The sequence below is a fragment of the Flavobacterium arcticum genome (assembly GCF_003344925.1).
GTDB lineage: Bacteria > Bacteroidota > Bacteroidia > Flavobacteriales > Flavobacteriaceae > Flavobacterium > Flavobacterium arcticum.
The window spans coordinates 1,686,925-1,701,550 of the sequence record NZ_CP031188.1; the positions used below are offsets into that span (position 1 = coordinate 1,686,925).

Below are 14,626 nucleotides of genomic sequence, written 5' to 3' on the forward strand. Positions count from 1 at the left end.
ATAAGTAGGCTTTATATATTGGTTGCTTCAAAACTATACACTAAAGTAAAGCCTTCTATTTCTTCAAATAAAAAAGTATAGTTAGTATTCATTTTTTCAAAAGTTACAGTTGCCGTGCCGTTAGCATCGTTAAGCATAAATGCATCAACATCAATGTGGTTTTTAAAACTAATACCTGGTAATGATATCATTTTAAACAAGGCTTCCTTTACGCCCCATATTGCGGTAAGCATTTTTATATAATGGTCTTTTCGTTCAGGTTGTAGGTAGCTAAACTCCGAATTACAAAATTTACAGGCAATCTTCATTATTTTTTCGCGCTGCATTTCTATATCAATACCCACATTTCGTGAGCTTATTATAATTGCCGAAAACTGATGAGAGTGAGTAATAGATATATTTTTACCATTTTTAAGATGTGGTTTGCCATCATCGGTATAATAAAGATCAAAATCAGTATATCCAGCTTCTTGTAATAACATTCTAACACTTAAGAAACCTCTGCGATGTTGTTCACTTTTCATACCATCTACACGGGTTAAACAAACATCTTTTAGACGTACTTGCTCAAAAAGTGCATCGTGGCTTTCGGTAATTTTCCAGACCAGTAGTTGTGTGTCATCATTTAGGGTAACAAATTTATATAGAGGCATTAGAGTATTTGTAAGTGGTAGAATTTATTTTATTGTTTTTCAAATGCTTATAACTTTTAACAAAGCCTAAATTATTCTTAAAGCTATGTGGTTATGCAGGAATTCGCTAAATTTGCATAAATCTTGATAATACAAATATACAATATTCATGAGTACTAAAACTGTGCCCTACGTGGCTTACAAAGTAAAAGATATCGCCCTTGCAGAATGGGGTAGAAAAGAAATAGAGCTTGCCGAAGCCGAAATGCCTGGACTAATGGCACTTCGTGAGGAGTATAAAAACGAGCAGCCACTTAAAGGCGCACGTATTGCAGGTTGCCTGCACATGACGATACAAACTGCTGTACTTATAGAAACACTTGTAGCTCTTGGTGCAGATGTTACTTGGAGTTCATGTAATATATTCTCTACACAAGACCACGCTGCTGCTGCTATAGCTGCTGCCGGAATACCGGTATATGCTTGGAAAGGGCTTAACGAAGAAGAATTTGACTGGTGTATAGAGCAAACACTTTTCTTTGGAGAAGATCGTGAGCCGCTTAACATGATTCTTGATGATGGAGGAGATCTTACCAATATGGTATTTGACCGTTACCCAGAGTTAGCTAAAAATATTAAAGGACTTTCTGAAGAAACTACTACAGGAGTACACCGTCTTTATGAAAGAATGAAGAATGGTACACTGGTTATGCCAGCTATAAACGTTAATGATTCGGTTACTAAATCGAAATTTGATAACAAATACGGGTGTAAAGAAAGTGCTGTTGATGCTGTGCGTCGTGCAACTGACCTTATGCTTGCAGGTAAAAGAGTAGTAGTTTGTGGTTATGGCGATGTGGGTAAAGGTACTGCGGCTTCGTTTAGAGGTGCAGGTTCTATTGTTACCGTTACCGAGATTGACCCAATATGTGCGCTACAAGCTGCTATGGATGGTTTTGAAGTGAAAAGACTAGAAACTGTTATAGGTAATGCTGATATTGTTATAACTACTACAGGTAATAAAGATATTGTAGTAGGGCGTCATTTCGAGATGCTAAAAGATAAAGCTTTAGTATGTAATATTGGTCACTTTGATAATGAGCTAGATATAGCTTGGTTAAACAAAAACCATGGTGCTAGTAAAGTAGAAATTAAACCACAGGTAGATAAATATACTATTAATGGTAAAGATATCATTATCCTTGCCGAAGGTAGATTAGTAAATCTTGGTTGTGCTACAGGACACCCAAGTTTTGTAATGAGTAACTCGTTTACTAACCAGACATTGGCACAAATAGAGCTTTGGAAAAATAGTGAAAACTATAAAAACGAAGTATATATGTTACCAAAACACCTTGATGAAAAAGTGGCAGCATTACACCTTGCAAAACTAGGCGTAGAGCTAGAAACACTTAGAGAAGATCAAGCCGCTTATATCGGTGTACCTGTTGAAGGACCATTTAAACCTGAGTATTACAGATACTAATTCTTATTTTTAGGATTTATTAGATAAAAAAGCCTTCTGCATTGCAGAAGGCTTTTTGGTTATATTTTTCTAGATACAAACTTCCATTCTAATTCAGCAACTTAACTACGCGTCCAGCAATCCAATACATGGTCGTTTACCATACCCGTAGCTTGCATATGGGCATAAATTACGGTAGAACCTACAAATTTAAACCCGCGCTTTTTCATATCCTTACTAATGCTGTCAGATAGCGGAGTAGTGGCAGGAACGTGTTTAAGTGTTTCAAATTTATTGTCGATAGGTTTCCCGTCCGTGAAATTCCAAAAATATTTTGAGAAACTACCAAACTCATCCTGTACTTTTATAAACGCTTGTGCATTGCTTACGGCTGCGTGTACTTTTAGTTTATTACGAATGATGCCCGCATCTTGCAAAAGTTCATCTATTTTATCTTGCTCATATTTTGCAATCTTCTTGTAATCGAAATCATCAAAAGCGTTCCTGAAATTTTCCCTTTTTCGGAGTATTGTTATCCAGCTAAGTCCTGCCTGAAAGGTTTCTAATAATAGAAACTCAAATAATATAGTATCGTCATGAACAGGTTTGCCCCATTCTTCATCATGATATTTTTCATATAGTGCGTTGCCTTCACACCAGCCACAGCGTTTTTTATTCATTTCTTAGTTTTTTATATCAAGAGGATAAAGCTATCAAAAAAAGGTGAGAAAAATGTAGAGGCTATATTGTATGTATTAGTTTACGGCTTAATTTTTTTTAAAATTTGATGGTCGATGTAAAAAGTTCCGAAAGGGATAAAGCAAGAAACTAAAATTTTACTGGTTGTTTTTAATTTCCATTTTTGTTCAATGCCAATACTAAGGGCATTAAGCAAGAATAGTAAAAAAATTGCCCCATGTATTGGGCCAAGGTTTTTGCTCAACGTGGGGTTGTCAAAACAGTACTTCATTGGTACTGCAATGAAAATTAAAGTCAATAGAGAGATTCCTTCAAGAAAACCAATAATTCGTAGTCTTCCAATTTTTGTTTTGAATAGTTGTATCATATTATCTAAAATAAGGTCTGTTAGCAAAAGGTGAAAACGGCCATGGAATAGCTATAAAAATGATGATTAACGATATTGAAAACCAAAAAAGCATTGTTTTGAACTTGTTCTTGTCTGCTTCTTTTCTTTTTGATAGAGAAGAGCCTATTGTAATTAATACAATTGCAATTAACATTAACGAACTATGAATAAGTCCGAAAAATGTATGGTCTATACTTTTACTGCTGTTTTAAAATTTGAAAAGAAGTACTTAATAATAGGGCTTTGAAAGTAAAGCACCATTCCTATCATTAATTGAATATGGGCTATGGTTGCAGTCCAGTGTCGTATAGCATTGTCTGCTTTGCTAAATACAGATTTAGAAACATACCCTTTGTATGCTCTATAAATTGCGAAGAGTAAACTTGCAAGTACAAGCCATCGTATAAAGTTGTGGAGAAATAGAAGTGTTTGATACATCGGTTTTTGATTGACGATGTAAAGTTAAATAAAAAAACAAACCGATTGGTATGTTTTTGAGAATAAAAATTATCTTAATGTATTGAGATAGTTTCTTAGCTCCTTTAAATAAGGTAAATATGCATTTTTATTGTTCTCTAATTTTCCGAAATTTCGCACACCCCAATACCCAGATATTACAAACATTGTTACCTGCTTTGCATCTACATCGGATCTAACGAGTCCTTTATTTTTTCCTTTTTCTATAACGCCTATCATCACGTTATTCCATTGTTGAGTAATTTCATTTAGAGCACTACTAAAATCGTTATTCCAAGGTGTCATCTCTTGAGTGAAGTTGGCAGCAGGACAGCCAAACTCAACTTTAAGGAAATCATTTTCTAATAATAGACTGTGCATTAGGGAATAAATAGCATCTAAAGGATTTCTTTCATTTTCTAAAAGTTCTATAAAGTTATTTGTTAACACAGGTTTCATTAATTCGTTAATTATAGCCACTCCCATTTCGTCTTTGTTTTTAAAGTGGTAATAAAATGCACCTTTCGTTAACTGTGTTGTTGCTAATATATCATCGATACTTGTGGTTTGATATCCTTTCGAATAAATTAACTCAAATGCTTTTTGAAGAATATTGAGTCGTGTTGCTGCTGCCTTTTTCATGAAAAAATACTATTTAGTATATTTTACAAAGAACGTCTAATTCTGATAATTCATCAATTACTGCCAAATGATTTTTATTTGCTTAATGTGAAAATGGTTAATAGTTAAAATTTTCTATTTTAAATAGGAGTAAAAGTTGAACAAAAATCAAAAAAGGTAATTTGTTTTTTCAAAATGATTTTTTATATACACGATAAGTAAATTATCACTAAAAATATATAGTAGCTATAAATATAGGGGGTGTGTTGTGTATATTTGTTTCAATAGATAAACTATTTACCATGAAAATAGGGGTTCCTAAAGAAATAAAGAACAATGAGAGCCGTGTAGGGCTTACGCCTGCGGGAGCATTTGAGTTGGTGAATTACGGACACGAAGTGTACATTCAGGAAACTGCAGGTGAGAGTAGTGGCTTTGCAGATATTGATTATCGTGAGGTAGGTGCTGTTATGCTGCCAACTATTGAGGCTGTATATGCAATGGCTGATATGATAGTAAAAGTAAAAGAACCTATTGCATCAGAATACCCTTTAGTAAAGCGTAACCAAATTGTATTTACTTATTTTCATTTTGCATCTAGCGAGGCGTTGACGCGAGCTATGATAAAAAGCGGAGCGATATGTATTGCTTATGAAACCGTACAAGATGATGAGGGTACGCTGCCATTATTAACACCTATGAGTGAGGTGGCAGGACGTATGGCAATACAGCAAGGTGCAAAACATCTTGAAAAGCCTATAAAGGGCAGGGGAGTACTGCTTGGGGGTGTGCCAGGTGTGCCGCCAGGTCGTGTTTTAATTCTTGGGGCTGGAGTGGTAGGTGTACAAGCAGCAAAGATGGCCGCTGGACTCGGGGCACATGTTACAGTGTTAGATATTAATATGAAACGGCTACGTTATGTAAACGACGTTATGCCGCCTCATGTAGTTACCGAATTTTCGAGTGTATATAACATTAAAAAACATATAAAGACGCACGACTTGATAATAGGTGCGGTATTAATACCCGGTGCAAAAGCTCCTAATCTTATTACCCGCGAAATGCTAAAAGATATGCGAGCTGGTACTGTATTGGTAGATGTAGCTGTAGATCAAGGAGGGTGTTTTGAAACGACACGCCCTACTACGCATGAAGATCCTACGTATATAATACATGATATTGTACATTATTGTGTAGCTAATATGCCAGGAGCAGTACCTTATACTAGTACACTTGCACTTACTAATGTTACATTGCCTTATATATTAAAGCTGGCTAATTTGGGCTGGGAAGCTGCTTGTAGCAAATATCCTGACTTAGGAAGGGGGCTTAATATTGTAAAAGGCGAAGTGGTAATAGATGAGATAAAAGAAACTTTTGATGGTGCATTAGTTTAATGCATATATATTTATAGTTTGTTGTTTGTTTTAAATAAAAAACCCCGAACCAATTGGTTCAGGGTTTTTTTATATAGTTTGCTTTTACTTTTTAATTAAGCAAGAGCAACTCTTTTAAATCCTGTAACAGTTAAGCTTGCATCTACAGATTTTACATAACCTGAAACGCTCATTTTACCGTCTTTAATATAGTCTTGGTTAACAAGTGTGTTATCTTTAAAGAAACGACCTATTTTACCTTTAGCGATATTATCTAGCATTGCTTCTGGCTTACCTTCTGCACGAAGTTGGTCTTTAGCTATTTCTATTTCTTTTTCAATAGTTGCAGCATCAACACCATCTTCGTTAAGAGAGATAGGGTTCATTGCAGCAGCTTGCATAGCTACGTTTCTTGCAGCTTCTTCAGCACCTTCTACGTTAGCAGAAAGAGATACAAGAGTAGCAATTCTGTTACCAGCGTGTATGTATGAGTTTACAAAAGCACCATCAAGTTTTTCGAAAGCACCAATTTCTATTTTCTCACCAATAACACCTGTTTGCTCAATAAGTTTATCACCTACAGTCATACCGTTAAAATCGGCAGCAAGGAAATCTTCTTTTGTAGCATAGTTTAGTGCAAGGTTTGTAAGATCTGTAGCTAGTTTTACGAAAGATTCATTTTTAGCAACAAAGTCAGTCTCACAGTTAAGTGATACAACAACACCAGATGTATTGTCACTGTTTATGGCAGCAATAACTGCGCCTTCAGTAGACTCTCTGTCTGCTCTGTTAGCAGCTACTTTTTGTCCTTTTTTACGAAGGTTTTCTATAGCTATATCAAAATTACCTTCAGCCTCAACTAAAGCTTTTTTACAGTCCATCATACCGGCACCTGTAACTTTTCTTAATTTATTTACGTCTGCAGCAGTAATATTTGCCATTTTGAAAAGAGTTTATTTGTTTAATAATTAAAGTCGTTATGCTAATAATGGCTACAAAAGTAAACATATATCAGCACAACGACTTTATTGTAATGTTATTATTTATTCTTTAGTAGCAGCAGGTGTTGCTTCTGTAGTTGCAGGAGCAGCCGCTTCTGCAGGTTTGTTGTCTTGGTCTTCTTTTTCAGATTTTCTGTCAGAAAGACCTTCGATAACTGCACCAGTTACTAAAGATAAAATTTTGTCGATTGATTTAGAAGCATCATCATTAGATGGTATTACATACTCTACTTGACGTGGGTCAGAGTTTGTATCTACCATTGCAAAAACTGGAATGTTTAATTTTTGAGCTTCTTTTACTGCGATGTGTTCAGCCTTAATATCTACAACGAATAACGCGGCAGGAAGCCTTGTCATATCGGCAATAGAACCAAGGTTTTTTTCAAGCTTTGCACGAAGACGATCTACCTGTAGACGTTCTTTTTTAGAAAGTGTCAAAAATGTACCGTCTTTCTTCATTTTATCAATAGCAGCCATTTTTTTAATAGCTTTACGGATAGTAACAAAGTTTGTAAGCATACCACCTGGCCATCTTTCAGTGATGTATGGCATGTTAGCTGCTTTTGCTTTTTCAGCAACGATATCTTTTGCTTGTTTTTTTGTAGCAACAAACAAAACTTTTCTGCCTGATGCAGCAATTTTTTTAAGGGCTTCGTTGGCCTCTTCTATTTTTGCTGCAGTTTTATATAGATTGATAATGTGTATGCCATTACGCTCCATATAGATGTAAGGAGCCATGTTTGGGTCCCATTTTCTGGTCATGTGTCCAAAGTGTACACCTGCTTCCAGTAAGTCTTTAACTTCTACTTTATTTGCCATTTTTGTAATAGTTTACGTTCTGTTGAGTAAGCAATGTTCAGGTGGCGACTTTGCGGCCCTGCCCATTTAGATGCTAAACTAACCCTTCGCCTCAGCGGGGCAACAACAACTTGTTTTTTTAAATTCAATAATAAAAATGAACCAATACCAAGCAATGCTTGATAATAGTGTATTAACGTTTAGAGAATTGGAATTTCTTACGCGCTTTCTTCTGTCCGAATTTCTTACGCTCTACCATTCTTGGATCTCTTGTTAATAAACCTTCTGGTTTTAAAATGATTCTGTTTTCAGCATCAATTTCGCACATAGCTCTTGCAAGAGCCATTCTTACAGCTTCTGCTTGACCTGTAGAACCTCCTCCGTACACGTTGATTTTTACATCAAAGTTTTCAACATTTTCCGTCATTGCTAACGGCTGTCTTACTTTGTACTGTAAAGTTGGTGTTGGGAAATAAGTTTCAAATTCTTTTTTGTTTACCGTGATTTTACCAGTACCTTCTGAAAGGTAAATACGGGCAACAGCGGTTTTTCTTCTACCAATTTTGTGGATAGTTGCCATTACTTTAAGTCGTTTAGGTTAACGGTTTTAGGCTTCTGTGCTTCATGTTTGTGCTCAGTTCCTACATATACATTTAAATTTCGGAATAACTCTGCACCAAGTTTGTTTTTAGGCAGCATTCCTTTTACAGCTCTCTCTACTAATATTGCAGGGTTCTTAGCCTGTACAACTTTAGCAGTTAAAGTTCTTTGTCCTCCTGGGTAACCTGTGTGGCGGATGTAAGTTTTCTCCTCCAGTTTGTTACCAGTTAGGTTGATTTTTTCTGCGTTGATAACCACTACGTTATCTCCACAGTCCACGTGCGGTGTAAAATTTGGTTTGTATTTACCTCTTAAAAGCATCGCAACTTTAGAAGCAAAACGGCCCAAATTATGACCTTCAGCATCAACAACGATCCATTCTTTTTGAACGGTCGCTTTGTTAGCTGAAACTGTCTTGTAGCTTAATGTGTTCACAATAAATAATTTTAATTAAACATTCCGTCCCCAATAAAGGGAGTGCAAAAGTACAATTATTTATCAGAAATTCAAACGTGTATAAAAAATATTATTTTTAAGGTAATTTTATGAGAGTCATGTGGTTTAGCCAACTCTTGTGTATAAGATGTGATTTACTATTCTAATGGTCTTAAAGTATTACTATACGTTATAGTAAAAGGATTTTTACCACCTGGGTTTTTCATTACATAAATATATTTATGTTTAGTAGCTTCTTTAGCTTCTATAATGGTTTCCTTTTTGGTAAGGTTGTCATATACTTTAGTATCCAGTGTGTTATCTATACGAAGTAGTCTTGCTAAACCTGTTTTAAGGTTAGATATGGTATAGTCGTTATGTATTTTTTTCTTACTGTTGCTAACAATTATTTTTTCGCCTTTATAGTTTTGTGTTAGTATTAGTACTGAATATTTATCGGCTTCTGCTTTTAAGCTTTTTAGCAATGCTTTTCTCTCTGTAGCATTCGCCGATTTAAAATCATCACGATATTGAACATCAGGTCTTTTTTTAGTGTCATCGGTGCTATTGCCACCTGTTTTAAGTGTGCTACACATTGTCATTAAAAAGGCGGTGACTATTATAATTGTCATTCGTTTCATAGTATCGTCATTTTCATATTAAGTCTTCAAATATAAAAGTTGTAGGTTGTTTTGTAATTAGGTTTAAGATATATATAACAAAAGAGACTTCCATTTGGAAGCCTCTTTGTACATTAACTACATGAGATATTATTGTATTGCTAGTTTTACTGTACTTTCATTATTATTAGTATCTATTATCTTTACTAAGTATATACCGCTATCTAATCCGTTAACATCATATTTGTAGTTGCTACTTTGTGCCGAATAGGTTTTTACAAGCTGCCCTGTAAGGGTGTATAGCATCACCTTATTTGTAGCGGTAGTAATGGTAAACTGATTTGTAGTAGGGTTAGGGTATAATACTGTTTTAGCCAAATATACGCTATCTGTAATTAGCGCATTATCCATTTTATATACATATACACCTTTTGCGGGAACAGTAATAGTAAGCTCTGCGAAACCTCCTGTGGGTCCTACTGTTACTTGTTCAGGGTTACCGCCAAGCATTTCATCCAGTACATGGTTACCAGGGATAAGCTCGGCGTAGGGTAACGATAGTGTAACATCTTGTGTTGTATAGCCTACATTTGCTACCACAATAATATTTTCATCTTCATACTGGCGCATAAATGATAATATTGATGCCGATGTACTGGTAACAGGTCTATAATTACCTCTTTTTAGTGCGTTTTCATTATTTCTTATGCTAATTAGGCTTCTGTAATGATTCCATAAAGAATTATCATCCGCTTGTTGTGCAGCGACATTTTTAGTGGTATAGTCAGTATTAACCGAGTGCCATGGTGAGCCTGTTGTAAAACCTGCATTGGTATTATTATTCCATTGCATTGGAGTTCTTATATCTGGGTCTGGTTTTACTCCTGTCATGCCTATTTCTTCACCATAATATATATAGGGTATACCGGGTAGTGTAAGTAATAATGTTGCTGCTGCTTTTGCTTTAGGAATGTCATTTTCAAAAACACTCATAGTACGATCGGTATCATGGTTGGTTAAAAAACTACCGAATTGCAAAAACGGATAGCTTTGCATATTCAAAACTAGTTGGTTTTCTAATGTTGTAGCATTACCGTTATTAAGAGCATCGAGTATATCAAAAGAAGTATCAAATTCAAAACAATAGTCTAGTCCATCATTATTTACATATTCACTTGCTATTTGGCTAATGTCCCAAGCTTCACCTACAGCAAAAGCCTCAGGTTTTACCGATTTATAAAACGCTCTAAATTCCTGCCAATACGCTATCGTTTCGGGAGTGTTTTGTGCAGTGGTGTTATTTTCATATAAAAACTTTACAGCATCGAGTCTAAACCCATCTACATCCATATCTGCTAACCAAAACTCGGCAATATCCTCAAAGGCTTCATGTATATCTGGATTATTAAAATTAAGGTCGGGCATACCATCCCAAAAAGCACCATAATAGTAGTAGCCGTTATGGGCATACCATGCATTATTACTAAATGGTCCTGGGGTGCCTGGCTCATCTTCCCAAATATACCAATCGCGCTTATCTGAGCTCGGTGTTTTTGATTCTATAAACCAAGGGTGCTCACTTGAAGTATGGTTCATTACCAAGTCGATAATTACTTTTATACCTCTTGCGTGTGCTGCTTCCATAAATTCGGCAAAAATGGTGTTATTCCCATAATCATCTTCTACAGCCATATAATCAGTAACATCATACCCGTGATAGGATGGTGACTGTTGTATTGGCATTAGCCATATACCTGTTATACCTAAGTCGGTTGTTGTATCTGGGTTACCATCGTTAAGGTAATCTAGCTGATCTATTAGCCCTTGCAGGTCGCCGTTACCATCGCCGTCACTATCTTTAAAACTACGAACAAATACTTCATAGAAAACGCGGTCATTCCACCACTGTGTTTCCATAGCATCTACTCTAATGAAGTTCTCAAAAGTAGTAGTTGCAGTTTCGTTATCTTCATTAGTAATAGTTAAGGTAACATTATGACTGCCTGTTTCAGTATAGGTTACTATAGGGTTTTGTGCCTCTGAAGTTTCGGGGACACCTCCAGAGAAGCTCCAACTCCAACTCACAGGGTTTCCTAATGACTGGTCTGTAAATTGCACAACTTCATTTGGTTGCACTACAGGTGCCGATGTTGCAATGGCTACATACAGTAAATCAGGTGGTAAAGCATCATTATACCAATATTCTACTATTCCATTTGGGTCAACCGTATAAATTCGGTTAGGACCGCCATCGGTAAATTCTTCCGTACCATCCCATTGTCCGTCTATTCGGGTTTTAAACTGTATTGTACTCCCTACAGGTAGTGTTACTGTAGTGATGTATATGCCATCGGTGTCAGCATCTGTAAGTACTGTTGGGGTTGCCCCCCAGTCGTTAAACGTTCCTGCTACGTCTACACTTTGTGTTGCAGGGTTAAAGTTACCAAGCTCTGCTTGGTAGTTCATGTTTACTATAAACTGCACATTTATATCCTGAGCAGATAGCTTGCTGCATAAAGCAACAGTGATGAGTGCTATTGTAAAAAGGTGTGTTTTTATTTTGAATAAATGTTTCATAATTATTATTTATTTAATCTTTATATAAAAAAACAAGAGGTCTTCACGCAGAAGACCTCTTGAGATTAACATAAAAAAAACTAACTCAACTAATCTTTATTTTTTTATTAATTTGATGGTGCTAACACGTTTTGCATCATCTGTGATTTTTACAAAATAAATACCATCATTAAGTGCTTCTACATCAAAAGAGGTATTTGCTGCTGCACCATTAAACCTTTTTACAAGCTGACCTGTTAATGCATATACTTCTACTTGAGCTGTAGGTATGTTTATGCTAAAGTTGTTTGTTGTGGGGTTAGGGTAAAGTGCTGCTACTGTTTGTGTGCTATGTTCTTCTGCTTTTAGTATTGCAGGTACGTTACCAAAGATTTTAAACTCTCCTGGCTGTAGTGTAATTGTCGATACTGAACCACTTATAACGGCATCGTCATTTAATAAATCATACCAGTCATCTGTAGTAGAGAAGAAAGTGTCTACTGTTTGTGCTGTAACATCAAAGTTAGCAAGTACTATTATACTACTAAGTTCGCCATCGGCAAGATCATCATTCCAAATGTCTATTCTTGGTGTAAGGTCGCCAGAGTCTATAGTAAATGTATTAGTATGGAATACTGGGTTAGTACGTCTTAGTTTGATGATATCTGCCCAAGAGTTGTAAACGCCCATTCTGTCAGCATCACTGTTATATCCAAGTTCAAATGGTATTGGCTTAGGGTTAGTACGGCATGCATCATCAATTGTTCCATCTTCACAATAGTTAATACTGTAATCATATCCTAACTCGCCAAATTGCCATAGCATTTTAGGACCAGGTATAGTATATAGTACTGCGCCTATTGCTTTCATTCTTTCTAATGCTGTAGCCATTTCGGTTACATCATAGTCACCAGCACTATTACCATAAGCAAGATTTTTAAACATAAGTCTTTCCTCATCATGACTTTCGGCAAAACCTACAAGTCTTGGTTGTTGGAAAGTTTTGTTTTCAAAATCCATGTTGTTAAAGTTACTATTCTCGGCATACCCCATAGAGTTCTGACTGTATGCCTCTGTAAATTTACCCCATAGCATTATACCTTTACCTTCATCGACACGGTAGTCTGCCCATTCTTTTTCTTCTTGTACACCTCCTAAGTGTTCAAAAATTACATAAAAATCAGGGTCTATAGCCCATTGGTAATCAGAGTATTGTTTTAGTATAGCTACCCTGTCTGCTTGATAAGCATTGGTACAGCCTTGGTCGCTGGTGTTACAGTTTTGTGTGAAACCTTTTGTAAGATCCCAACGGAATCCGTCTATCTTAAACTCATTCATCCAATGTTCAATAGTTCTTTCGCTATAATATTGTGTTAGCTCTGATTGATGGTTCAAGTCAGTACCTACACTATAGGTGTGTGTAGCAACAACATTACAATAAGGATTCTCGGTAGTTGTATTACCAAAGCCATCGCCATCTGGATCGTCTACCCACATGCGTGCTAATGGAGAGCGACCATAAACGTGGTTAAGTGCTACATCTAGTATTACAGCAATACCGTTTTGGTGACAAGCATCTATAAACTGTTTCATAGACTCTTCTGTACCATAAGCTTTGTCTAACGACATGTGGTAAGCAGTGTTGTAACCCCAAGAAATATTACCTTCAAATTCCATAACAGGCATAATCTCTATGGCATTTACATTAAGGTCTCTTAAATATTCAAGCTGATTTGTAAGCGATTGCCATGTTTTTTGTTGATTAAAATCTCTTATTACAAGTTCATATATAATAAGATCTTCTTTCTCTGGTCTTTCAAAATCAGTAACCTGCCAGTTATAAGCAACTTGAGCTGTTTGTAGTACTGATACTTCAAAAGATTGTCCTGCAGGGTATACAGGCATATCTGGGTAAACAGAAGCCTCGATGTATTGATCGTCAAATGGAGATAATACTAATGTAGAAAAAGGATCGGCGGTTTTAACCATTGCAGGCGAATTTGTAAAAGGTGTTTCGTCTACCACCCAATACTGGAAAGAGTTTATTTCGCCAGGAGTAAGTCCTGTAATTTCTAGCCAATATTTACCTGTTGCACCGTCTTTTTTCATGGCATAAGCCGATGTTGGCTGCCAGTTATTAAAGCTTCCTGCAACATATACATAATCTTTATATGGAGCATTTAATACTAGTGTTGCTTTTGTATCATCTGTATCATCATAGTTTATACCATCTCTTACTCCTGCAGGCATAGCCTGTGTAACTGTGTTAGGGTTAACTACGACAGAGAATTTTTTTGTTATAGTATTATCGCCTTGAGTAACTACTAACTCGTAGTTTTGGTTTGATGTGATGTTTGTGTGATTATAAGAATAGCTTGTCGCATCATTACTATTGTTAATAGTTGCTCCGTTTGATAGTAGTGTATAATTAGCATTACCACCTGTGTTAGTAGCAGTAATGTTTAATGCAGCACCAGAGCTTAATAATGTAGCGCTATCTTCTTCTGGAGAAGTAAGGTTTACTTGAAATGAACCTACATTTATAAATAAATCGTCTGATTGGGGAGCGCCTTCTGCAGCTCTAAAAACTACAGATATTTCTGTAATTGTACTAGATGTTGCTACACCGTAGTAAGTATATAAATCTGGAGTTATTTCTAATTGGTAAGTAGTGCCAGATACTAGTGTTAATGCTGGCTGGTTAGTATTATTACCCCAGTCGCCAATAACGTTTTGCCATTGTTCGCCATCTACAGTTACTCCTGTATGGGCATATATAGTTCCTGTGTAGCTTGCTAGGGGCGTGCCTGCTGCATCAAAAAATAGGGTAACTGACCCTGAGGCAATAGCCGGTGAAGGGGTAGTGGTTACCTGAGCAAAGCTAACTAAGCTGAATAATAGAAATAGAAAAGTAAATTTTTTCATAGTAATTTAAATATAAAAAGGGCTAGCTTTATGCTAGCCCTTTAGCTATTAATA

Annotated in this window: 14 protein-coding genes; 2 read left to right on the forward strand and 12 right to left on the reverse strand. The window is 36.1% G+C overall.

Annotation, left to right across the window (positions count from 1 at the left end; all coding sequences use genetic code 11):
• Positions 1-11: 11 nt before the first annotated feature.
• Positions 12-653, reverse strand: coding sequence for a 4'-phosphopantetheinyl transferase family protein (locus tag DVK85_RS07660; protein WP_114677881.1), 642 nt, complete (start codon positions 651-653; stop codon positions 12-14).
• Positions 654-801: 148 nt separating this feature from the next.
• On the opposite strand from DVK85_RS07660, the gene ahcY reads away from it, so the two are divergent.
• A complete protein-coding gene (gene ahcY, locus DVK85_RS07665) occupies positions 802-2,118 on the forward strand; it encodes an adenosylhomocysteinase (protein WP_114677882.1) in 1,317 nt (438 codons plus the stop codon).
• A 101-nt stretch (positions 2,119-2,219) separates the two neighbouring features.
• On the opposite strand, the gene DVK85_RS07670 is transcribed toward ahcY, so the two are convergent.
• From DVK85_RS07670 to DVK85_RS07685, 4 genes are all read right to left on the reverse strand, one after another.
• The gene (locus tag DVK85_RS07670; protein ID WP_114677883.1) at positions 2,220-2,777 is read right to left on the reverse strand and encodes a DNA-3-methyladenine glycosylase I; all 558 of its coding nucleotides are present in this window, start codon (positions 2,775-2,777) and stop codon (positions 2,220-2,222) included.
• Between the two features lie 80 nt (positions 2,778-2,857).
• Positions 2,858-3,163, reverse strand: a complete 306-nt coding sequence (locus DVK85_RS07675; protein ID WP_114677884.1) for a DUF3817 domain-containing protein — start codon at positions 3,161-3,163, stop codon at positions 2,858-2,860.
• 210 nt (positions 3,164-3,373) lie between these two features.
• Complete coding sequence (locus tag DVK85_RS13665; protein WP_240339611.1) at positions 3,374-3,622, reverse strand: hypothetical protein; 249 nt, start codon at positions 3,620-3,622, stop codon at positions 3,374-3,376.
• A gap of 69 nt (positions 3,623-3,691) precedes the next feature.
• Positions 3,692-4,282 carry a TetR/AcrR family transcriptional regulator gene (locus DVK85_RS07685; protein WP_114677885.1) on the reverse strand — a complete coding sequence of 197 codons (591 nt, stop codon included), beginning with the start codon at positions 4,280-4,282 and terminating at the stop codon, positions 3,692-3,694.
• A gap of 281 nt (positions 4,283-4,563) precedes the next feature.
• Between DVK85_RS07685 and ald the strand changes: the two genes are divergently transcribed.
• On the forward strand, positions 4,564-5,658 hold the full coding sequence (gene ald, locus DVK85_RS07690) for an alanine dehydrogenase (protein ID WP_114677886.1): 1,095 nt from the start codon (positions 4,564-4,566) through the stop codon (positions 5,656-5,658).
• 95 nt (positions 5,659-5,753) lie between these two features.
• Here ald and tsf read toward each other — a convergent pair whose 3' ends face one another.
• The 7 genes from tsf to DVK85_RS07725 form a co-directional block, all read right to left on the reverse strand.
• On the reverse strand, positions 5,754-6,578 hold the full coding sequence (tsf, locus tag DVK85_RS07695) for a translation elongation factor Ts (RefSeq protein ID WP_114677887.1): 825 nt from the start codon (positions 6,576-6,578) through the stop codon (positions 5,754-5,756).
• A 102-nt stretch (positions 6,579-6,680) separates the two neighbouring features.
• A complete protein-coding gene (rpsB, locus tag DVK85_RS07700; RefSeq protein ID WP_114677888.1) occupies positions 6,681-7,457 on the reverse strand; it encodes a 30S ribosomal protein S2 in 777 nt (258 codons plus the stop codon).
• A 172-nt stretch (positions 7,458-7,629) separates the two neighbouring features.
• Entirely contained in the window at positions 7,630-8,016 is a 387-nt protein-coding gene (rpsI, locus tag DVK85_RS07705; RefSeq protein ID WP_114677889.1) for a 30S ribosomal protein S9, read from the reverse strand.
• On the reverse strand, positions 8,016-8,471 hold the full coding sequence (rplM, locus tag DVK85_RS07710; protein ID WP_114677890.1) for a 50S ribosomal protein L13: 456 nt from the start codon (positions 8,469-8,471) through the stop codon (positions 8,016-8,018). Before rplM ends, rpsI begins: the two co-directional genes overlap by 1 nt.
• Positions 8,472-8,629: 158 nt before the next feature.
• Entirely contained in the window at positions 8,630-9,112 is a 483-nt protein-coding gene (locus DVK85_RS07715; RefSeq protein ID WP_127960570.1) for a hypothetical protein, read from the reverse strand.
• A gap of 129 nt (positions 9,113-9,241) precedes the next feature.
• Entirely contained in the window at positions 9,242-11,668 is a 2,427-nt protein-coding gene (locus tag DVK85_RS07720; protein ID WP_114677892.1) for an alpha-amylase family glycosyl hydrolase, read from the reverse strand.
• Positions 11,669-11,764: 96 nt separating this feature from the next.
• Positions 11,765-14,572: an alpha-amylase family glycosyl hydrolase gene (locus DVK85_RS07725; RefSeq protein ID WP_114677893.1), complete on the reverse strand. Its 2,808-nt coding sequence runs from the start codon at positions 14,570-14,572 to the stop codon at positions 11,765-11,767.
• Positions 14,573-14,626: the final 54 nt, after the last annotated feature.